Consider the following 20,499-nt stretch of genomic DNA (forward strand, 5'->3'; position numbering starts at 1 on the left):
TCAGGCTGACCCGCGGGCTCGCGTTGAGACGCTCACGTCTCGACCGGGGAGACAGGGGAAGTCGGATGAGCGACGTCGTGGAGCATCGCAACGCGCGTACGGCATTGGTCGTGGCGCTCGGTATGGTCCTGGTCCTGCTGGCCGCCGGGATCGCGAGCGTCGGCTACCTGCAGTCCCGGCTGACCGGTGGCCTGGAATGGATCGAGGACCCGTTCACGGGACTGACCGACCGGCCCGTGCCCGTCGCTCAGGTGGACGAGGACGGCGAGCCGGTCCGGGCACCGGTGAACATCCTCGTGCTGGGCTCGGACTCGCGGATCTCGGCCGGCGATCCCGAGCAGTGGCAGGCGGGGGCGCAGCGCACCGACGCGATCATGGTGGTCCAGCTGTCCGGGGACCGCAGCGACCTGACCGTCATGTCGATCCCGCGCGACTCCTGGGTCGAGGTGCCCGGCCACGGGATGAACAAGATCAACGCGGCGTTCTCCTTCGGCGGTCCCACCCTGATGATCCAGACGGTCGAGCACCTCACCGGCATCCGCATCGATCACTTCGCCGTCGCGGACTTCGCCTCCTTCTCGGGTCTCACCGACGAGCTCGGTGGCGTCGAGATCGAGCTCACCCAGCCGCTGACCGCCGGTAGCGAGACCCTCGAGCCCGGGAGGCACGAACTCGACGGCGAGCAGGCGCTGACCTATACGCGCCAGCGGTACAACGTCGCCGGTGGCGACTTCGGCCGCGTGCAGCGCCAGCAGAACTGGATGCGCGCCATCATGAGCGCCGCGTCCGACCGTGAGGTCCTGTCCAGCCCGGGCCGCACCCTCAGCCTCGTGCAGACGATCACGCGGTCCGTCGCGGTGGACCAGAGCCTCACGAGCGCCCGGATGCTCGGCCTGGCGGTCACCGCCCGCGACCTCGAGCTCGAGGACGCGCGTTTCCTCACCGCCCCGTACGCCGGCACGGGCTGGAGCCCGGACGGGCGGCAATCGATCGTGCGGCTCGACCAGCCACGGTTCGACGAGGTCTGCGCCGCGTTCGCGGAGGACCGTGTGGCGGAGTACCTGGATGCCAACCCCGACGCCGCGCCGCGACTCGGTGAGCACGTTGACTGACTGACCGGATCGGACACTTACGGGCCGGGAAAGCGAGCCCAGACGTGCTTGGCCCGACCTTCGCTGAACCACGCGACGTTCATCGCCATGCGCTTGGCGATCTGCAGCCCCAGGCCGCCTTCACCTGGCGCTCGGTCCGTGGCCACCTCAGGGGCCGCGCTGGGAGCGTGGTCGATGACGTCGAGGACGAACTCCTCACCCGTGGTCATCAGCTGCACGATCGTCGGGGGCAGACCGTGCAAGATCGCGTTGGTCGCCAGCTCGGAGGCCACCAGCACCATCTGGTCGGCCACCCCGGTCAGACCGCCGGAGGGCGGGGCTCCGGTTTCCCGAAGGGTGCGGCCTAGGTCGGCGCGCAGCGCGGAAAGCTGGTCCGGCGCCTCGACGGCCCAGCGCGCGACCAGCTCGGAGTCCTGAGGCGGTCGGCTTGCTTCGATCTCAACACCGGGCGGCATTGGTCTCCCTCGGTCGGTCGACATCATGGTCACCCCGGTGTCTCGGGACGGCAACCGGGACGCCGTGGTGAGAGGCCTCGGCCCGTCTCGGGCACGGTGACGGCGTCGCGTCGCCCTGGTCGGCGCGATGTCGGACGAGGTCGAGGAAGGCGGATCCGGTCTGACTTCGATCAGTCCGACGAGGAGCGCGGCTCCGAGGAAACCTCTTCCTCGTCCACGACGTCGACCACCTCGTCGATGTGCGTGAGGTCGAGGAGGAACCGCACCACCTCCGGCGGCTCGATGAACCGCACCGGGTGAGCGAGACGGTTGACCATGTGGGCCATCAGGGCGATCACCGTGGAGTCCATGAACGTCACGGTCCGGGTGTCGACATCGACCGGAAGGCCGATCCGCGTGGCCTCGTGAACCGCCTCGACGAGCTCGGTGTTCATGCCCGCGTCCACCTGCCCGGACAGCACCAGCCGTACTCCGGAATCCGTGGTCAGCACCGCCACGGAGCCCGGTGGCTCTGCGGCCCCAGGTCCTACCTGGGGCCCACTGATGTCACTCATCGGCGGTTCCAACCCCTTCCGCTGTTTTGACAGACAGCTGCTCATGTCAGCTGCAAGATAGCGCTGATGGTCCACAGCGATTCGGGACGACTTCCCCCACTTCCCCAATCTACGCGATCTAACGAGGCGACACCGCGGGTCAGCTGCCAGACTGCCGAGCTCGGCTTCGCCCGGTGGTGGATGCACCGACAAGGGTTTGATCGATCCTCGTGTGCAATGAACGGCCCCCGACCGTCAGGGACCTGGAGGCGTGCTCGCGGGGACCTGGAGGCGTGCTCGCCATCGGAGCAGCTGCTCCTCGAGCCAGGCGATCCAGTCGTCCATGGCTCCGGCGCTGTACTCGTGGGAGCTGTCGAGGATCTCCTGGGCCAGCTCACGGTCGATCGGGATGTGCGTGGGCGCGACCTGGATATGCCGGTCCCGTCCCCGGAAGCGGGCGATCTGATCGCGACGGAAGTGGATCTCGGTCTCGATGAGGGGGATGAGCACCTGCGGTTGCAGGACCCCCAAGACGTTGTAACGCACCATGAAGTCCGGCTCCTGCCATCGCGGCGGAGGCTCATACTGCGTGGTCGCGAGCTCGCGGAGGTGCTGGGCGCCGGCCGGAGTGGCCGAGTAGACCTTCGCGTCGGGGGCGCCGTCGCGCTGCTCGCGCTTCGCCTCGATCAGTCCGTTGCGGGCGAGCCGGTGCAGTGTGCGGTAGATCTGCGACTGGTCGGCGTTCGCTCTCATGAAGATGCCCTCGGTGTCGAGCCACTTCTTGGCGTCGTAGCCGGTGATGGGCTTTCGCAAGATCAGAGCGAGCAGGATGTCGTCGAACTTCATGTGCCCCATTCTTCCTTGAGCATGGGCGCCTGCTCGCTCCGTACGCGAGGCGTCCACCGCCATGGGCGATGCCGGCAGCGGTGGACGCCAGAGCGTCACACCACGACGGTGACGGTGTGCGGGAGCCGATCGACCGAGGTGCCGACACGGAGCGTGAACGCTCCCGGCTCGTAGTTCCATCCCTGCGCCCAGTGTGCGAGAGAGCGGCGGTCGACGGCGATCTCGCACGTCAAGCTCTCACCCGCTCCAGCCCGAACGGGCTGGAACGCCACGAGCCAGCGAACCGGTCGCTCCACGGAGGAGTCGGCGCGCTCCGCGTAGACCTGGACGACTTGTTTACCCGCCCTGGTGCCCGTGTTCGTCAAGGGCACGCGCAGCCGCGCTTCGCCGTCCTGGAATCCGGTGACGGTCGGTTCGCCCAGCTCCCAAGTGGTGTAGCCCATGCCGTGACCGAACGGGTACGCCGGCGAGGTTCTGGCGCGCATCCAGGCCCGGTAGCCGATGTGGATTCCTTCGTCGTACCGCACCCTCCCGTCGACCGGTGTCACGTCGATGACGGGCACGTCCTCCTGTGACACCGGCCAGGTGGTCGGCAGCCGTCCACCCGGTTCCGCGGCTCCGGACAGCACGTCTGCCAGGGCGTGGCCGAACTCTTGACCCGGGAAGTAGGGCAGGACGATCGCAGCGACCTCGTCGCGCCACGGCAGGAGGACGGGCGAGCCTGCGTTGACCACGGCGACCGTTCGAGGGTTGGCGGCTGCGACTGCGCGGACGAGGTCGTCCTGCCGACCCGGCAGGGCCAGATCCGTTCGGTCGAACCCTTCCGACTCCACCTTCGGATTCGTTCCGACGACGACGACGGCGACGTCGGCTGCGCGGGCGGCGGCGGCTGCCGCCTCGGTGAGCTGCTCAGGATCCGTGTCGGGCGGCTCTGTGCCGATCGTGATGCTCATCCCGTTGCCGAGGCGGCCCTGGACACGACGATGCAGCTCGACCCGCACCTCACGAGTGACGCCCGCCTCGACGTCGATCTCCGCAGCGATCGTCCGCGGCGACAGGAAGGCTGCGCCGAGGTCGTCACCACTCGGCGCGGCCTCCTCGTCGAGGACGAGGTCGCCGTCGACGTAGACGCGGCCGTGCCCGACCGACGCGAGCCCGAGCCGAACCGTCCCCGTCTCCTCAGGGGTCCAACGGGTCGAGAACTCGAACGTGGAAGTCCTGGCGACCGGGGCGTCACCGCCGAAGTAGACGAGCGCACTCGCGAACCGTTCCTCGGTGAAGATCTCCTTGCCGTCCGCGTCAAGGAACCGAACATGGGCGCCAGGCCCCTCCGTCACGGGGTTGATCATCGAACGGGGCGCGAACTCGCCCACTCCGTCCTGGACGATCGCGCCGAGGGAGTACGTGACCTCGGCATCCGGGAAGGCCTCACGGATGCCGTCGAGCGGACTGACGACCGATTCGGGTACGACGGTCGCGCTGCCTCCACCCTGTGTCCGAGCCTGCTTGGCGTTGTGCCCGATGACGGCGATACGCCGGATGTCGCGCGAGTGCCAAGGAAGCTCGCCCTGGTTCCGCAGGAGCACGGTGCCCTCGGTGGCCGCGGTCCTGGCGAAGTCGCGGCCGTCGCCGTGACGCCCGGCATCGGCGTTGACCGCCGCTGCCGGGGTGAAGCCCTCGAGGGCGCCGACTCTGGCGGCGAGCAGGAGGATTCTGCGGACCTTCCGGTCGACGACGGCCTCGTCGATGGCCCCGGCGCGTACTGCCTCGATGAGTGCGTCGCCCCACGGCCCCTCAGGGCCCGGCATGACCAGGTCCTGCGAGTAGCTTGCGCTCTCGAGGCTGCGGACGGCCGTCCAGTCGCTGATCACGACGCCGTCGAAGCCCCACTCGGAGTTCAGGGGCGTCTCGAGCAGGTCGTTCTCGGTGGCCGGGGCTCCGTTGACCGCATTGTAGGCACTCATGACCAGCCATGCGCCGGCCTCCGTGACCGACTTCTCGAAGGCCAGCAGATAGAGCTCGCGCAGCGCCCGTTCGCTCACCACGACGTCGGCGGTGAAGCGGTCGGTCTCGAAGTCGTTCGCCACGTAGTGCTTCGGCGTCGCGCCGACGCCGTTGTCCTGGACTCCGCGTACGTATGCAGCGGCGAGCTCCGCGGTCAGCAGTGGATCTTCGCTGAAAGCTTCGAAGTGGCGTCCGCCGAGGGGAGAGCGATGCAAGTTGATCGTCGGACCCAACACGACGTCGACGCCCTTCCTTCGTGCCTCGACTGCCGCGCACGCGCCGTACCTCCGGGCGATGTCGAGGTCCCATGACGACGACAGCGCTGATGCCGACGGAAGGTTCAGCGAAGGTTCGCGCTCGTCCCATCTCTCGCCGCGAACTCCGGACGGCCCGTCGGAGACGAGGATGGGTCGGAGGCCGATCTTCTCGATCGGCAGTGTCGTCCAGAAGTCGCGCCCGGTGAGCAGCGCGACCTTCTCGTCGAGCGTGAGACGTCGCAGCAGCTCATTCAGCCTGGTGCCGTCAGGACTCGGCGGGCGTCCGTCGGATGTGGCTGCGTTGCCCGGGGGCGGTGCGGCATCGAGGTCGGTCATGTGCTTCCTCTCGGTGGTCGGGCATCGGGCCGACGGTGGCGGCCCGCCGCCTCGGCTTTCGACGGCCATGTCGTGCGGCGTGCTCTACGAGCACGGCTGCGGAGCGCGCCTCGTCCATATTGACAGCGTGACCCGGCTCACTCACTATAGGACAAGTCCTGTAGGCAGTCGATGCGGCGAGTTGGCCAACCGGCGGTCGCATACATTCAAAGGAGAATGCCGTGGAACCGAAGACCATCGGCCTGCGTGGCAGAGCCCGGCGCCTGGTCGCAGTCGCCGCCGCGCTGCTGCTAGCAAGTTTCGCGCTGGCAAGCTGTTCCGGAGGTAGCGCATCGGGAAGCGGTGATGGCGCCGCTGCGGGCGGCGAGACGCTGACGATCGCGAGTGTGGTCGACAACAACTCGTTCGACAGAGCGGATCTCGAGATCGGCCACCGCGTCCACTACTGGATGCCGGTGTACGACACGCTCCTGGTCCTCGACGAGAACGCGGAACCCCAGCCCAACCTGGTGACGGAGTGGTCGTACAACGACGACGCCACCGTGCTGAACCTCCATCTGCGCGAAGGGGTGGAGTTCACGGACGGCACTCCCTTCGATGGCGCGGCTGTGCAGGCGAACCTCGAGCACCTGGCGAACGGCACTGGCCAGAACTCCTACATGGCCGCCTCCATCGAGGAGGTCGAGGTCGTCAGCGATACCGAGGTGAACCTGCACCTCAGCCAGCCCGACCCGGGCCTGATCGGCTATCTCGCGGTGGTCGGGGGAGCGATGGCGAGCCCGAAGGCGCTCGAGGCCTCTTCCGGTCCGGTCGGGAGCGGCCCCTACGTGCTCGAGGCCGGCCGTACGACGACAGGAAGCCAGTACACCTTCGTGCGGAACGAGGATTACTGGAACGCAGAGGCCTTCCCGTACGAGGAGATCGTCGTCAAGCCGTTCCAGGACGAGACTGCGCGCCTCAACGCCCTGCTTGCTGGTCAGGTCGACGTCGGCCAGATCGATACGACGGCGATCGAGCAGGCCGAGGGCGCCGGTCTGGAGGTCACCCGCAACCCGGTCGATTGGCAGGGACTCTTCATCGCTGACCGTGACGGACAGGCCGTTCCGGCCCTGGGCGATGTGCGTGTGCGACGCGCGATCAACCTTGCGATCGACGGACAGAGCATCCTTGACAACCTTCTGCTTGGCGAGGGTGAGTTGACCGACCAGCCGTTCAACCCGTTGAGCGAGGCGTACGTGCCGGAACTGGACAGCTACTACTCCCATGACGTCGAGGAGGCGCGCCGGCTCATGGCGGAGGCCGGTTACGAGGACGGCTTCACCGTCACGATGCCGCAGCTGCAGAGCTTCGCCAACTACTCGCCGATCATCAGCGAGCAGCTGAGCCAACTCAACATCGACGTCAAGTGGGAGCAGGTCTCTGCAGACGCGTCGATCTCGGAGATCCTCTCCGGGCGGTTCCCGATGTTCTTCTTCTCCCTGGGCAGCCAGAGCGCCTGGCAGGACCTGCGCAAGTTCGCCTTCCCGGAGTCACCGTGGAACACCGCCAAGGTCGAGAACCAGGAGCTGTCCGCCCTGCTCGACCGCGTGCTCGAGGTCCCGCTCGAGGAGCAGCCTGCTGCCATGCAGGAGGCGAACCGCTGGCTCGTCGAGAACGCGTGGTTCGCACCGTTCTATCGGGTCAACATGCTCGTGGCGAACCAGACGTCGGTCGACGTCCAGCTCCAGCCATGGAACGTCGTCCCTTGGATCCGTGACTTCGCACCGGCTTCCTGACCACCGGGTGGGGCGGCCGCCGCAACGGTCGCCTCACCCCGCCCGATAGGACCGATACATGCTCGCCTTCGTCCTGAAGCGACTCGCGGCCGGCGTCGTCCTCGTTTTCGTGATCTCGACCGTCGCCTACGCCCTCATCTTCGCCACTGCCAGCGGCATCGCCCGCAACATCCTGGGGGAGAACGCGACCCAGGACCAGGTTCAAGCACTCGCGACCGAGCTCGGCCTGGACCGCCCGCTGCCGGAGCAGTACGTCACCTGGCTCGCGAATGCCCTCTCGGGAGACTTCGGAGTCTCGTGGTTCACGAACGAAGCCGTGGCGGTCACCGTGACCAACCGTCTACCGGTGACCTTGTCGATGGTCCTCGTGGCGGTCTTGATGACGGCCATCGTCAGCATCGCACTCGGCGTGGCAGCAGCAGTACGTGGCGGAGTCATCGACCGCATCGTCCAGTTCGTCAGCGTCATCGGTTTCTCCCTCCCCAACTTCTGGGTCGCACTCGTCCTGGTGCTCGCCTTCGGCATCACGCTCGCCGTACTTCCCGCAACCGGCTACGTACCATTCACGACGTCGCCCGGTGGCTGGGCACGCAGCCTCATCCTGCCCGTCACGGCCCTGGTCATCGGCAGCACCGCATCCGCGGCCCAGCAGATCCGCGGCGCCGTCATCGACGTCCTCGAGCTCGACTACGTCCGAACGCTGTGGGCACGCGGATTGGGTCGCAACAGCGTCCTGTTCCGGCACGTGCTGCGTAACGCGGCACCACCCGCGCTCACCGTGCTCTCCCTGCAATTCATCGGGCTCCTCGGAGGTGCCGTCGTCATCGAGCGCGTCTTCGGGATTCCCGGGCTCGGCACCCTGACCGTGAATTCCTCCATCCAGGGCGACATCCCCGTGCTCATGGGGATCGTCGTCGTGATGGTCATCCTCGTGGTGACCGTGAACCTGGTCATTGACCTGGCCAGCGGCTGGATCAACCCGAAGGCGAGGCTCCAGTGAGCGACACCTCCGCAGCCGAAGCGTCCAAAACAGTCCCGGCGGCCGTTGCGGCATCCCGGGAGTCCCTCACCCGAACGCTGCTTCGCAACACACTGGGCCGCTTGGCGCTCATCACCCTCGCCCTCATCGTCCTGATCAGCGTCATCGGCCCCATATTCGCGCCATACGGCGCCAACCAGGTCCGGATCGAGCTGGTCAACGCGCCGGTCGGCAGCGAGTACATCCTGGGCGGTGACGGTGCGGGTCGGGACATCTTGAGTCGCCTCATGTGGTCGGGCAGGAACACGTTGCTCGGCGCCGCCATCGCCGTGGCGATCGCCCTGGTGATCGGCGCGACGTCCGGACTGATCGCCGGGTACTTCGGCAAGTGGTTCGACACCTTGAGCAGCTGGGCCGCGAACATCGTGCTCGCGCTGCCGGCGATGATCGTCCTCCTGGCGCTGTACCCCTCGCTGGGCGGATCCATGTTCGCCGCGATGGCGGTGTTCGGCGTGATGCTCTCACCCAGCTTCTTCCGCCTCGTGCGTAACCAGGTCATCGCCGTGAAGAACGAGCTCTACGTCGACGCCGCCCGGGTCTCGGGCCTGCCGGACCGGCGCATCATCTCCCGGCATGTGTTCCGGGTCGTGCGCTCGCCGGTCATCATCCAGACGGCGATCATCTCCGGGATCGCCATCATCATCCAGTCCGGTCTCGAGTTTCTCGGTCTCGGCGACCCCTCGACGCCGACCTGGGGAGCGATGCTGCAGGACGCCTTCCAGAACATCTACGTCCAGCGCACCTCGATCCTTTGGCCCGGAATCATGATCTCGGCCACCGTTGCCTCGCTCGTGCTCTTCGGCAACGCCCTCCGTGACGAGATTCAGGGCAGGCGCGTCGCGGGCGTTGCGCGAACGCGACCCGCTGCCGCGACCGAAAGCACGAAGGTGCCGAGCAGTGGCGCCCTGCTGGAGGTCGACGACCTCCGCATCGGCTACGGACCCGACGAGAACCCCACGGTCGTGGTGCGCAGCGTCAACTTCTCCCTACGGAAGGGTGAGATCCTCGGCATCGTCGGCGAGTCCGGGTCCGGCAAGACACAAACGGCCTTCTCCATCCTCGGCCTCCTCCCGCGAGGCGGTCGTGTGCTTGGCGGCGAGATCTTCTTCCGTGGAACGGCGCTCACGCGACTCGGCGCCAAGGAGCTCGCCGCGCTGCGAGGGGGCGAGATCGCCTACATCCCCCAGGAACCGATGAGCAACCTCGACCCGTCGTTCACCATCGGTCATCAGCTGGTCGAACCTATGCAAGCGGTCCTCGGCATCTCCTCCCGGGAGGCAAGGGGCAGAGCACTCGACCTCCTGAGTCGTGTCGGGATACCGGATCCACCACGCACCTTCGCCGCCTATCCCCACCAGATCTCCGGAGGCATGGCCCAACGAGTCCTGATAGCCGGGGCCATCTCCTGCAAGCCGAGCCTTCTCATTGCCGATGAGCCGACGACGGCGCTCGACGTCACCGTCCAGGCCGAGATTCTCGAGCTGCTACGCGAGCTGCAGGACGAGCTCGCCATGGGCGTCGTGCTGGTGACACACAACTTCGGCGTCGTAGCGGACATCTGCGAGCGGGTGGTCGTCATGCAGAACGGATGCGACGTCGAGACCAATGAGGTGCAGGCGCTGTTCGACGCGCCGCAGGACGACTACACCCAGATGCTCATGAGCTCCACGCTCGATGACGCGCCACCACGCGGCGCGCTCGTCCACCAGGGAGAAGCGCGATGATCGACAATGCGCTGCTGTCTGCCCGGGACGTCGTCGTCGAGTTCCCGCGCAAGGGCTTCCGTAGTCCGCCTTTCCGGGCGCTGAACGAGGTCTCGATCGACATCCGAGCCGGCGAGACCCTCGGACTGGTGGGGGAGTCCGGATCCGGCAAGACGACACTGGGGCGAGCCATCCTCGGTCTCGTCCCCGCCGCGTCGGGATCGATCGAGTTCGCCGGGACCGACCTCACCCGTCTGGACCGCCGCCGCCGACGCTCCCTCAGCAATGACATCCAGGTCGTGTTCCAAGACCCGTACACCTCGCTCAACCCAGCACTGCCCGTCGGTGACATCCTCAGCGAGCCGCTGCTCGTGCGGCCGGACAGCAGGCGAGGCGCCCGGGAACGGGTGCGTGACCTGCTCGACGACGTAGGGCTGCCCTCCGACGCGGCCGACCGGTACCCGAGGGAGTTCTCCGGCGGGCAACGGCAACGGATCGCCATAGCGCGTGCGCTGGCGCTCTCGCCCCGCCTCATCATCTGCGACGAACCGGTCTCGGCCCTCGATCTGTCGACCCAGGCCCGAATCCTCGACCTCTTCATCGAGATCCAGGAGCGGACCGGCGTGGCGTACCTCTTCGTCTCGCACGACCTCTCAGTCGTCCGGAACATCAGTCATCGCGTCGCTGTCATGTACGGCGGCGAGATCGTCGAGCAGGGCGACGGCGACAAGGTCACCAGTGCGCCCGAGCATCCGTATACCCAGCGACTGCTCCTGTCCGCGCCCGTTGCGGACCCGCGACGTCAGGCCGTCCGGCGCAGGGAACGACTCGCCGTGCTCGCCCAGGACCCCGGAACGGCCCGCACCACCATGGCCTGACCCGGTCCACACCAGACAAAGCACTCGGGGCCAGGACCCGGAGGAAGGAACCCAGACAGTTGAAGCGCGCCATCATCCTGATGTTCGACAGCCTCAATCGGCACATGCTCTCGCCCTACGCGAGTGATGCGTTCGTCGACGCCCCGAACTTCGCCCGCCTTGCTCGGAAAACAGTCACCTTCGACAACTTCTACGCCGGCTCCCTGCCCTGCATGCCCGCGCGACGGGAGCTGCACACCGGCCGGTACAACTTCTTGCACCGCAGCTGGGGGCCGGTGGAACCCTTCGACGACTCCATGCCGCAGACGCTGAGCGAGGCAGGCATCCACACGCACCTCGCCACCGACCATCCGCACTACTGGGAGGACGGCGGCGCGACCTATCACACCCGCTACACCACCTGTGAGTTCTTCCGCGGCCAAGAAGGAGACCCGTGGAAAGGCGTCGTCGATGATGGCGACGGTCCACTCGTGCATGGGATGCCGGCGAGGCTCAGGCGCCAGGAGGAGATCAACCGTCGCTACATCCCGACCGAGCAGGAGCATTACCAGACCCTCACCGTCGACGCGGGCCTCCACTTCCTGGAGACCAACAGGGACGCCGATCGTTGGATGCTCCAGCTCGAGCTGTTCGACCCCCACGAGCCCTTCTTCACGCACCAGCAGTACAAGGACCGCTACCCGCACGACTACGACGGTCCGGAGTTCGACTGGCCCGGTTACCAGAAAGTCGTCGAGCCGGACGATCAGGTCGACCACGCGCGCTACGAGTACGCCGCACTGGTCTCGATGTGCGACCGCTCGCTCGGACGGGTCTTGGACTTCATGGACGAGCACGAGATGTGGCAGGACACGATGCTGCTCGTCAACACGGACCACGGATTCCTGCTTGGAGAGCACGGCTGGTGGGCCAAGTCCGTTCAGCCATGGTTCAACGAGCTCGTGCACCTGCCGATGTTCCTGTGGGACCCCCGTACCGGTGGTGCGGGGCGACGGAACGACACGCTCGCCCAGACGATCGACATCGCCCCGACGATCCTGGGCTACTTCGGGCTCGAACCCGACCCCGACGTGCAAGGGCGGGATCTCGCGTCCACTTTCGATGACGGCCCAGAGGTCACGTTCGGTGATGGCCTAGAGGTCACGTTCGGTGATGGCCCAGAGGTACGGGAAGGGGCGTTGTTCGGTGTCTTCGGCGGTCATATCAACGTGACCGACGGCCGGTACGTCTACATGCGCGCAGCAGCACACCGTTCGAACGCTCCGCTCGAGGAGCACACCCTGATGCCGACGCATATGCGCTCGCGCTTCTCGGTGACCGAGCTCGCCGACTGGGAACCCGCCGCGGCATTTAGCTTCACCAAGGGCCTGCGCACGATGCGCATGCCCAGCACGTCCTCGTGGATGAACTCCTGGACGCACGGGACTCTCCTCTTCGATCTGGCGTCGGACCCGGGCCAGGAGCACCCGATCCAGGACGACGGTGTCGAGCTTCGGATGCTGCGCCTCCTCGCCGACCTCATGCGCGACAACGACGCACCGCGAAGCCAGTTCGAACGAATCGGCATCCCGTACGACGCGCCACCACGGCCTGAACACCTTCGCGTCCGGGAGGATTCGGAGCGGGCAGCGGCCACGGCGGCAGCGCTGCCTCCTCTCGCCGAGCTGGGGGGCAACGGCCTTCTCACAGCGCCGCTGACCGAACTGATCGGTGATCCGGCCATGCGCCTGGTCGTCGACCGCCACGCACCGGAGCTGACCGAGACAGAACTCATCACGCTCACACCCGGGATGAGCCTGCTCGCCCTGGCGCGCTTTGCCGCGATCCCGACAAAGACATTGACCGCCCTCGCGGCTGACTTGTCTGCAGCCTCGGAGCCCGTCTGACGCTGCCCTGCCGAGACGGCGTTTCGTGTGCCGGGTCGCTTCCACGCCCGACGGTCATGGTTGGCTGTGCTGGGAACGATGATCGATCGAGCATGGATCGCGGGAGCGCAGGATGAACCGACACCGACGACTGGCACGGATGCTGGAGATCGTCTCCGAGCGATCACAGCTCTCGGTCGACGAAGCCGTGGCGGAGCTGGGCGTCTCGCCCGCCACCGTCCGGCGCGACCTGGACCAGCTCTCGCAGCAGCAGCTCGTGACCCGGACCCGCGGAGGCGTCGTCGCTGCCAACACGGCGCTCGACCTGCCGCTTCGCTACAAGGCCGGACGCCGCGCCGCCGAGAAGGAACGCATCGCGAAGCGGGTCGTGCAACGCATCCCGCCGGGTTCCGTCGTCGGACTGAACGGTGGGACGACGGCGCTCGCCGTCGCGCAGGCGATCGCCCTCGAGAAGGCCTTCCACGCCGAGCCCGGGCAGACCGGTGTCACCGTGGTGACGACTGCCCTGAACATCGCGACAGAGCTTGCCGTCCGGCCCCACGTGAAGGTCGTCGTGGTCGGCGGCGTGGTCCGCTCACGGTCCTACGAGGTCCTCGGGCCCCTCGCCGACCGCATGCTCGACGTGATCAGTCTCGACGTCGCGGTGCTCGGCGTGGACGCGGTGGACGCCCGGGAGGGCGCGATGGCCTTCGACGAGGGCGAGGCAGCCACGAACGCGCTCCTTGCGGCGCGCGCCGACACCGTGATGATCGCCGCCGACAGCACGAAGCTCGGGTCGCGCGTGTTCGCGCGGATCTTGCCGGTGGAGGACATCGACGTGCTCGTCACGGACTCCGAGGCGAGTTCCGAGGTCGTCGACGACTTCCGGGACGCCGGCGTCGATGTGGTGACCAGCTGAGCACCTGATCGCGCGACGTAAGTTGCGCTGTGGTGACGACTTACGATCGATACGACGCCATAACCCTTGACATTGCGCACGGTTCCCGCGACGGTGTAGCTCGGCCCCTCGGGGCCTGTCGATGACGACCGGTCTGTGAGGGGTGAGCGGGAACGATGAAGATCTCAGCAATGATGGCCGCGGCGCTGGTTCTCGTCGGGGGGCTGGGCGGCGGAATGCAGCAGGCGTCCGGTCCCCTGCACGGCGCCGGAGGCGAGGTGACCTTCGCGCTCGAAGCCACGCCGGGCAACGACGTCGCACGAGGCACGCACCACCTGCAGCTGCGCTGCGACGGCGATGTCGAGGCGAGCGCCCGGCTGCACGTTCCCAACCGAGCCACGGTCACCGAGCGCAGGAGCGCCGACGCCGAGTCCGACTGCGTGGTCCGGCTGCGTGCGCCGCGCCGGGCTGACTGGGTCAACGAGGTGATGCTCGAGGTGCGATCAGCCGCCAGCGGGGCGGTGGTGCACCGGGCCACGGCATACGAGACCGGTGAGCTCGGGGGCCGCAGCTTCCGGCTGCCCGCCGGTGACGTCGAGGTACGCCTTTCGTCGAGCCTCCTGGAGGCCGGCGAGGTCGGCACCGCCCTGAGCGTCATGTCGTTCAACATCCTCCACGGTGGCCGCCTCGACGAGGTCCACGAGCACGGGTTCGAGCAGCGGAACATCGCGGAGCTCCTCGAGTTCGTGCGTCACGAGGACCCGGACGTGCTGTTCACCGTCGAGACGTACGGGACGGGAGACGAGATCGTCGAGGCGCTCAACACGGCCCGTTCGGACGACAAGGTCTTCACCGGCGTACAGATCACCCGCGAGCCGGGGCAGGCCGCGGACGAGGACAACCTCTGGATGTTCACCCATCTGCCCGTTGAAGAGGTCTACCCGTCGGTCGCGGGCGACCACGCCACCTCTTTCAACTTCGGCGGCGCCCGGCTGGGCCTGCCGGACGGCCGGCACGTGCACGCGTTCAGCATGTGGCTCTCGCACCGGGGCAACGCCTGGTCGCCGGTGACCCGCACGGCCATGGAGAACGCCCTCGGGCTGGAGACGACCTCGACGGAGGAGGAGCTGCTCGACACCGACCGGGTCGCGCGCCTCGACATGGCCAACGAGATCCTCGACGAGCACCTGCCGTCCATCGTCCAGGACGACGCACCGGTGATCATCGCCGGCGACGCCAACGCACTCTCACCGCTGGACTGGTCGGCGCCCTTCGCCGACGCGCCCGGACACGAGGGCCTCACGCTCGAGTGGCCGGTGATGTCCGAGTTCCGCGAGGCCGGCTTCGCCGACACCTACCGGCACGCGAATCCAGATGCCGGCCGCTTTCCCGGGCGGACCTGGAGCGCGGGCTTCGCCTACACCTACGCGCCCGCCCGGATCGACTACATCCTCACCCGCGGAGAGGACGTGCGGGTGCTCGCCTCGTCCACGCGCGACCGCCGGCTACCGGAGCAGCGAGGGAGTGCGCTGGACGACATCTACCCGTTCTACTCCGACCACGCGGCTGTCGTCTCTGAGCTGCTGGTCCGCGGCACCGGTGCGGCGCCCTCCGGCGACTACGAGGTGGACGAGCCCGTCGAGCCGTACGACTGGCCGGCCGCGCCCGACGGCGTCCCGGTGCCGCCGTCGGAGCTCTCCGCCACGGCATCCAACGAAAGCTCCCCCGCCGCGCTCGCGGTGGACGGCGACGCCCGCACGCACTGGCACTCGAACTACCAGCTCGACCCGCCACCGCCGCTTCCGCACGAGCTGACGGTCGACATGGGGTCCGTGAGGTCACTGACCGGCCTGCGTTACCAGCCGCGCATCAACGGCTTCAACGGCATCGTCACCGAGTACACGGTGGAGGCCAGCACCGACGGCACCACGTTCACCGAAGTGGCCTCGGGTACGTGGGACCGCAGCCAGATCCCGAGCAACGTCGAGCTGCCAGGCGTCGAGGCACGGTACCTACGCCTCGTGGTGCACGAAGCCGTTGGCCTGTTCTCCTCTGCGGCCGAGCTCACGCCCTACGAGGTGACCAAAAACTGAGCGCTATTCGTCGGCCGGACCCAGGTAGATCTGGGAGCACAGAATCTGGTCGTCGTCGAGGGTGCAGGCGACGCCGAGCCGGGTGGCGTCCTCGCTCATGAGATTCTCGCGGTGGCCCGAGGAATTCATCCAGGCGTCGATCACGGCGGGCGGCTCGGCGACGCTGCGGACGAGATTCTCGGCGCTGAACGAGGCCGAGCACTCCTCGAGGACGCCGTGCATCGGGGCGTGCTCCAGCTCCTCGGTCCCCACGAGATCCTCGGCACGCGCGGCAGCCTGCTGCTCGGCGCAGTCGGAGTATTCGAGCGACCGGTGACCTTCGTCGGCCCGGACGTCGTTGGTCAGCTCGTAGAGATCCCGGGCGTACTCGCCGAGGTCGACGGTCGCGACGTCGACGGTGGGTCGCTCCTTCGTGGGCGTCGCGGACGTCGGCGGCTCGCCCGACTCCTCCGGACTCGCGGTGCAGCCACAGACGAGCCCCAGGACCGTGACGAGGATCGGTCCGGTCAGGCGCCTCGGGCGGGTCAACCGTGTCATCGCGGCTGCCAGGCGTCGTCGTCGTTGCTGTGTTCCTCGACCACCGGCGGCAGCGTGCCGGTGGCCAGGTGCTCGAGCGTCGTCGACTCGAGGACGCCGCGCAGCGCGCCGCGGGCGGCGATCCACACCGACTGCAGCACCCGCGCCTCGGGCAGGTAGGTCACCGACTCGGGCCGGACGCCGTGCACGCTGACGAGCGGACCATCGACGGCCCGCATGACGTCGGCCACCGAGACCGCTTGCGGCTCTTTGGCGAGTAGCCAGCCACCGCCCTGACCCCGCTGGCTGCGGACGATGCCGGCGCGACGCAGGCCGGCGAGGATCGCCTGCAGGTACTGGCGCGGGATCTCCTGCTCGCGGCCGACAGCCTCCGCAGTCAGCGGAGCGGCGCCCTCGGCCCGGGCGATCTCGATGAGAGCCCGTAGGGCGTAGTCCGTCTTGGCAGAGACATGCATGCCGCCATCGTTCCATCCCGGCGGCGCTCGGCCGGCGGCACTCAGGCGTCGACGGCGGTCTCGCTGGCGTTGGGGTCGGCCTCGAGCGCCACAGCGGCCGCGCGGCGCGTCTTCTCGCGCTCGTCCAGCAAGGTGCGGCGCACGACGACGGACCAGGCGGCGGTGAGGGCGGCGACGACGACCCACATGACCGCGGAGGTCAGCTCGAGGCCGAACCAGGACTGCATCATCGTGATGGTGTTGGTGATAACGATCAGGCCGCCGGCGAGCACGCCGAGCATCCGTGGGCGCATGTGCTGGACCACCCATGCCGCGAAGGGTGCGCCGATGACCCCGCCGACGAGGAGCGCGAGGACCCATCCGACGTTGATGCCGGCGCTGCCCAGACCGACGAGGAAGCCGGCCGAGGAGCCGAGCGCCACCACGAGCTCGGCCGTGGAGACGGAGCCGACCACCTTCTTGGGCTCGAGGCGCCCGGAGGAGAGCAGCGTCGTTGTCCCGATCGGGCCCCATCCGCCACCGCCGAGGGAGTCGAGGGCGCCGCCGACCAGGCCGAGCGGTGCGAGCAGGTTTCGCGAGAGCCGGCCGTTGATGACGGGGCGGGCACCCGCCAGCACGGCGAACCGCCAGAGCACGTAGCCGCCGAGCCCGAAGAGCAGCAGCGAGACCCACGGTGCGGCGACCTCCGCGCTCAGGCTGGAGAGGAGGACGGCGCCGCCGAAGGCGCCGACGGCGCCGGGCACGGCGAGGAGGGAGGTCACCCGCCAGTCGACGTTGCCGAACTTCCAGTGCGAGAGGCCGGAGGCGACACCGGTGCCGATCTTGGCGAGGTGCACGGTCGATGAGACGGCGGCGGGCGCGATCCCCACGGCGATGAGCAGCGTGGAGGAGATGACGCCGAAGCCCATGCCCAGCGAGCCGTCGACGAGCTGGGAGAACAGTCCGACGACGGAGAGGATCAGGATACCGGCCATGGGCGGGCGCTCCGGGCGCTAGTCGAGTAAGTCGAGTAACAAGATCAACTATGCATGCAAACGGGTGCCGCGTCCAGCGATGCGGCGACGGTTCACCCGCCCGCCTCGCAGATGCCGCGTGGGACCCGCTTCGCGACCTCGCGCGGACCGCCCTACGATCAAGACCCGCGGAGGCCCGGTGCCGCGCACCTGGGGGAATGGGGGGCCGGGCCTCCGGGGCCTACCCGTACCAACGGACGGGTTCCGGGCGGTGTTCCGTCACCCGCTCCACTGTCTTGGGACCGACCTCGGGACCTCGGCCGTCCGGCGTCCCGGCGCGTCAGCGGCGGGCGCGTCGGCGCAGCCGGTACTCGTGCACGTAACCCCAGCCCACGGCGACGATGCCGAGCGCGAGACCGGCGAAGCACACGTCCAGCCACTTGGCCGGCACCCGGTCGAGCAGCTCCAGGATCCCGACGGCGAGCGTCGCCACGATCCAGACCACCGTCCCGGTGACCGTGAGCGTCACGGCGTTGACCTTGGCCGGCGGCGGGTCCGGGCGCTTCTCGAACAGGTGGACCTCGGGCATGCACCGATCGTAGTCAGCCGTTTCGGCGGTGATTCCCAGTTTCGCCGTGCCTTCTGCGAGAATCCGCCGCCATGAGCACCCCCGCGCCGAGCGCGCCGAGCACCGCGCCAGATGGCTGGCTGGATCGCACCTTCCGGATCACCGAACGAGGCTCGACCCTGGCGCGGGAGGTCCGCGGCGGCGTCGTCACCTTCTTCACGATGGCCTACATCCTCGTGCTGAACCCGCTCATCCTCTCCACGCCCGACTCCACCGGAGCCTTCCTGGGCGGGGAGAACGGTCGCGCGGCCATCGTGGCGGGCACCGCACTGGTCGCGGGCGTCATGTCGATCCTCATGGGCGCGATCGCGAACTACCCGATCGCGCTCGCCGCAGGCCTGGGCCTCAACGCCGTCGTGGCCTACACGCTCGTCGCGATGCCCGGCATGACATGGGCAGATGCCATGGGTGTCATCGTGCTCGAGGGACTCGTCATCTTCATCCTCGTCCTCACCGGGCTGCGGGAGGCCGTCTTCCGGGCCGTGCCCCAGCCCCTGAAGACGGCCATCACGGTGGGCATCGGCCTGTTCATCGCGCTGGTCGGCCTCGTCGACGCCGGCATCGTCCGCCCCGGCGGCACCCCGCTGCAGCTCGGCGTCGAGGGTTCGCTCGTGGGCTGGCCCTCGCTGGTGTTCGTCGTCGGGCTCTTCCTCATCGCGATCCTCATGGTCCGAAAGGTCCGCGGCGCCATCCTGATCGGGATCGTCGTGGCGGCCATCCTGGCCGCGGTCATCGAGGCCGTGGCCGGCGTCGGGCTCCAGGACGAGGAGCACCCCGGCGGCTGGGCCCTCTCGGTCCCCGAGCTCAGCGGATCCCCGGTCCAGCTGCCCGACTTCGGGACGCTCGGTCAGTTCTCGCTGTTCGGAGCCTTCGAAAAGGTCGGCGTCCTCGCCGCCCTGCTGCTCGTGTTCTCGCTGCTCCTCGCCGACTTCTTCGACACGATGGGCACGATGGTCGCCGTCGGCGCCGAGGCGGACCTGCTCGACGAGGATGGCAACCCGCCACGCACCAAGCGGATCCTGGTCGTCGACTCGGTGGCCGCGGCCGCCGGCGGTGCTGCCGGCGTGTCCTCCAACACGAGCTACATCGAGTCCGCCTCCGGTGTCGCCGACGGCGCCCGCACCGGCCTGGCGTCGATGGTCACCGGCGTCTGCTTCCTGCTGGCGATGTTCTTCGCGCCGCTCGTGGCGTTCGTGCCCTACGAGGCAGCCACGCCGGCACTGGTCATCGTCGGTTTCCTGATGATGATGCAGGTGACGCACATCCCGTGGCGGGAGGCCGCGATCGCGATCCCGGCGTTCCTGACCATCATCTTCATGCCGTTCTCGTACTCGATCACGGCCGGCATCGGCGCCGGCTTCATCGCCTACGTGGTGCTCTCGGCGGCGAAGAAGGGCGGCGCCCGTCAGGTGCACTGGCTCATGTGGGTAGTGGCGGCGGCCTTCGTCCTCTACTTCGCCCTCGGCCCGATCCAGGCGGCGCTCGGCGTCTGAGGCTTCGAGGGTTGAACCTCCTCAGAGGGTGCAGGGTCTCAGAGATTCAGGGCTATCCGGGCGATCGTCCGCGCCGTCGGCAAAATCTGGTCGAACGACTGCCGGTAGACCTTGTCCCTGCGCCGGAACGGGTCAACGACGTCGTCCAGCTCGGCTTCGACCGCGGCCCGGTGCTGGGCGGCCAGCGGGACGAGGGCTGCGAGCCGGGACCCGGGTGTGGGGTCCGGTCCGGCGTTAGCCTCGAGCTCGTCCCGGTCGACCTCGGCCGCGAGTCGGGCGAACTCACGGATGGTGAACGTCCGCTTCACCGCTGCGGGAGCGAGCTCGACCACCGCCGCGCGGTGCTCGCGCGTCATTCCCAGGATGAGATCCGCGTTCCGGACGAGGTCCTCGGTGAGCATCCGGGCGGCAAAGTCTTCGGTGTCGACCTCGATATCTCTGAGGAGATTCGCCATCGGGCCGTGGATGGGCTCGCCGACGAGGGCGCCGATCCCGGCGCTGCCGACGGCGACGTCGCCGTTCGTCCCGAAGGCCGAGCGGAAGAGCCGCTCGGCCGCGGGGGAGCGGCAGATGTTGCCGGTGCACACCGTGAGGATCGTGAACCTGGAGCTCGACCCGTAGCTCATGCCTGACCTCAGT

The 20,499-nt window shown here is 68.2% G+C and carries 18 protein-coding genes; 9 read left to right on the top strand and 9 right to left on the bottom strand.

The window, feature by feature from the left end; genetic code table 11:
* Positions 1-65 precede the first annotated feature (65 nt).
* On the top strand, positions 66-1,112 hold the full coding sequence (locus ABD907_RS00785; RefSeq protein ID WP_345214583.1) for an LCP family protein: 1,047 nt from the start codon (positions 66-68) through the stop codon (positions 1,110-1,112).
* A gap of 17 nt (positions 1,113-1,129) precedes the next feature.
* On the opposite strand, the gene ABD907_RS00790 is transcribed toward ABD907_RS00785, so the two are convergent.
* From ABD907_RS00790 to ABD907_RS00805, 4 genes are all read right to left on the bottom strand, one after another.
* Positions 1,130-1,567: an ATP-binding protein gene (locus ABD907_RS00790; RefSeq protein ID WP_345214584.1), complete on the bottom strand. Its 438-nt coding sequence runs from the start codon at positions 1,565-1,567 to the stop codon at positions 1,130-1,132.
* 170 nt (positions 1,568-1,737) lie between these two features.
* On the bottom strand, positions 1,738-2,121 hold the full coding sequence (locus tag ABD907_RS00795; protein WP_345214585.1) for an STAS domain-containing protein: 384 nt from the start codon (positions 2,119-2,121) through the stop codon (positions 1,738-1,740).
* A gap of 234 nt (positions 2,122-2,355) precedes the next feature.
* Positions 2,356-2,946, bottom strand: coding sequence for a PadR family transcriptional regulator (locus ABD907_RS00800; protein ID WP_345214586.1), 591 nt, complete (start codon positions 2,944-2,946; stop codon positions 2,356-2,358).
* A gap of 95 nt (positions 2,947-3,041) precedes the next feature.
* A complete protein-coding gene (locus ABD907_RS00805; protein WP_345214587.1) occupies positions 3,042-5,543 on the bottom strand; it encodes a beta-glucosidase family protein in 2,502 nt (833 codons plus the stop codon).
* A 221-nt stretch (positions 5,544-5,764) separates the two neighbouring features.
* Between ABD907_RS00805 and ABD907_RS00810 the strand changes: the two genes are divergently transcribed.
* The 7 genes from ABD907_RS00810 (at position 5,765) to ABD907_RS00840 (ending at position 15,794) form a co-directional block, all read left to right on the top strand.
* The gene (locus tag ABD907_RS00810) at positions 5,765-7,318 is read left to right on the top strand and encodes an ABC transporter substrate-binding protein (RefSeq protein ID WP_345214588.1); all 1,554 of its coding nucleotides are present in this window, start codon (positions 5,765-5,767) and stop codon (positions 7,316-7,318) included.
* A gap of 58 nt (positions 7,319-7,376) precedes the next feature.
* A complete protein-coding gene (locus tag ABD907_RS00815; protein ID WP_345214589.1) occupies positions 7,377-8,318 on the top strand; it encodes an ABC transporter permease in 942 nt (313 codons plus the stop codon).
* Complete coding sequence (locus ABD907_RS00820) at positions 8,315-10,081, top strand: ATP-binding cassette domain-containing protein (RefSeq protein ID WP_345214590.1); 1,767 nt, start codon at positions 8,315-8,317, stop codon at positions 10,079-10,081. The genes ABD907_RS00815 and ABD907_RS00820 overlap by 4 nt, the downstream gene beginning before the upstream one ends.
* Entirely contained in the window at positions 10,078-10,938 is an 861-nt protein-coding gene (locus ABD907_RS00825) for an ATP-binding cassette domain-containing protein (RefSeq protein WP_425555641.1), read from the top strand. Before ABD907_RS00820 ends, ABD907_RS00825 begins: the two co-directional genes overlap by 4 nt.
* 80 nt (positions 10,939-11,018) lie before the next feature.
* Entirely contained in the window at positions 11,019-12,824 is a 1,806-nt protein-coding gene (locus ABD907_RS00830) for a sulfatase (RefSeq protein WP_486334034.1), read from the top strand.
* Positions 12,825-12,936: 112 nt separating this feature from the next.
* Positions 12,937-13,722, top strand: coding sequence for a DeoR/GlpR family DNA-binding transcription regulator (locus ABD907_RS00835; RefSeq protein WP_345214592.1), 786 nt, complete (start codon positions 12,937-12,939; stop codon positions 13,720-13,722).
* Between the two features lie 155 nt (positions 13,723-13,877).
* A complete protein-coding gene (locus tag ABD907_RS00840) occupies positions 13,878-15,794 on the top strand; it encodes a discoidin domain-containing protein (protein ID WP_345214593.1) in 1,917 nt (638 codons plus the stop codon).
* A gap of 3 nt (positions 15,795-15,797) precedes the next feature.
* Here the strand turns inward: ABD907_RS00840 and ABD907_RS00845 are convergent, their stop codons facing one another.
* The 4 genes from ABD907_RS00845 to ABD907_RS00860 all read right to left on the bottom strand — a co-directional run bounded on the left by ABD907_RS00845 (position 15,798) and on the right by ABD907_RS00860 (position 18,328).
* A complete protein-coding gene (locus ABD907_RS00845; RefSeq protein WP_345214594.1) occupies positions 15,798-16,331 on the bottom strand; it encodes a CAP domain-containing protein in 534 nt (177 codons plus the stop codon).
* Complete coding sequence (locus ABD907_RS00850) at positions 16,328-16,786, bottom strand: RrF2 family transcriptional regulator (protein WP_345214595.1); 459 nt, start codon at positions 16,784-16,786, stop codon at positions 16,328-16,330. The genes ABD907_RS00845 and ABD907_RS00850 overlap by 4 nt, the downstream gene beginning before the upstream one ends.
* Before the next feature lie 41 nt (positions 16,787-16,827).
* Entirely contained in the window at positions 16,828-17,760 is a 933-nt protein-coding gene (locus tag ABD907_RS00855) for a sulfite exporter TauE/SafE family protein (protein ID WP_345214596.1), read from the bottom strand.
* A gap of 319 nt (positions 17,761-18,079) precedes the next feature.
* Positions 18,080-18,328, bottom strand: a complete 249-nt coding sequence (locus ABD907_RS00860; RefSeq protein WP_345214597.1) for a DUF2530 domain-containing protein — start codon at positions 18,326-18,328, stop codon at positions 18,080-18,082.
* Between the two features lie 71 nt (positions 18,329-18,399).
* Between ABD907_RS00860 and ABD907_RS00865 the strand changes: the two genes are divergently transcribed.
* Entirely contained in the window at positions 18,400-19,860 is a 1,461-nt protein-coding gene (locus ABD907_RS00865) for an NCS2 family permease (protein ID WP_345214598.1), read from the top strand.
* Between the two features lie 38 nt (positions 19,861-19,898).
* Here the strand turns inward: ABD907_RS00865 and ABD907_RS00870 are convergent, their stop codons facing one another.
* Positions 19,899-20,486, bottom strand: coding sequence for an arsenate reductase/protein-tyrosine-phosphatase family protein (locus tag ABD907_RS00870; protein WP_345214599.1), 588 nt, complete (start codon positions 20,484-20,486; stop codon positions 19,899-19,901).
* Between the last annotated feature and the right edge of the window lie 13 nt (positions 20,487-20,499).

It is taken from the genome of Georgenia halophila, from assembly GCF_039541595.1.

Bases quoted from the DNA above. Each gene is read 5' to 3' on its own strand.
- ABD907_RS00830 (WP_486334034.1), top strand. From the start codon at position 11,019: ATGTTCGACAGCCTCAATCGGCACATGCTCTCGCCCTACGCGAGTGAT.
- ABD907_RS00865 (WP_345214598.1), top strand. From the start codon at position 18,400: ATGAGCACCCCCGCGCCGAGCGCGCCGAGCACCGCGCCAGATGGCTGG.
- ABD907_RS00835 (WP_345214592.1), top strand. From the start codon at position 12,937: ATGAACCGACACCGACGACTGGCACGGATGCTGGAGATCGTCTCCGAG.
- ABD907_RS00815 (WP_345214589.1), top strand. From the start codon at position 7,377: ATGCTCGCCTTCGTCCTGAAGCGACTCGCGGCCGGCGTCGTCCTCGTT.
- ABD907_RS00855 (WP_345214596.1), bottom strand. From the start codon at position 17,760: ATGGCCGGTATCCTGATCCTCTCCGTCGTCGGACTGTTCTCCCAGCTC.
- ABD907_RS00795 (WP_345214585.1), bottom strand. From the start codon at position 2,121: ATGAGTGACATCAGTGGGCCCCAGGTAGGACCTGGGGCCGCAGAGCCA.
- ABD907_RS00785 (WP_345214583.1), top strand. From the start codon at position 66: ATGAGCGACGTCGTGGAGCATCGCAACGCGCGTACGGCATTGGTCGTG.
- ABD907_RS00800 (WP_345214586.1), bottom strand. From the start codon at position 2,946: ATGAAGTTCGACGACATCCTGCTCGCTCTGATCTTGCGAAAGCCCATC.
- ABD907_RS00805 (WP_345214587.1), bottom strand. From the start codon at position 5,543: ATGACCGACCTCGATGCCGCACCGCCCCCGGGCAACGCAGCCACATCC.
- ABD907_RS00825 (WP_425555641.1), top strand. From the start codon at position 10,078: ATGATCGACAATGCGCTGCTGTCTGCCCGGGACGTCGTCGTCGAGTTC.
- ABD907_RS00850 (WP_345214595.1), bottom strand. From the start codon at position 16,786: ATGCATGTCTCTGCCAAGACGGACTACGCCCTACGGGCTCTCATCGAG.
- ABD907_RS00790 (WP_345214584.1), bottom strand. From the start codon at position 1,567: ATGCCGCCCGGTGTTGAGATCGAAGCAAGCCGACCGCCTCAGGACTCC.
- ABD907_RS00860 (WP_345214597.1), bottom strand. From the start codon at position 18,328: ATGCCCGAGGTCCACCTGTTCGAGAAGCGCCCGGACCCGCCGCCGGCC.
- ABD907_RS00870 (WP_345214599.1), bottom strand. From the start codon at position 20,486: ATGAGCTACGGGTCGAGCTCCAGGTTCACGATCCTCACGGTGTGCACC.
- ABD907_RS00840 (WP_345214593.1), top strand. From the start codon at position 13,878: ATGAAGATCTCAGCAATGATGGCCGCGGCGCTGGTTCTCGTCGGGGGG.
- ABD907_RS00845 (WP_345214594.1), bottom strand. From the start codon at position 16,331: ATGACACGGTTGACCCGCCCGAGGCGCCTGACCGGACCGATCCTCGTC.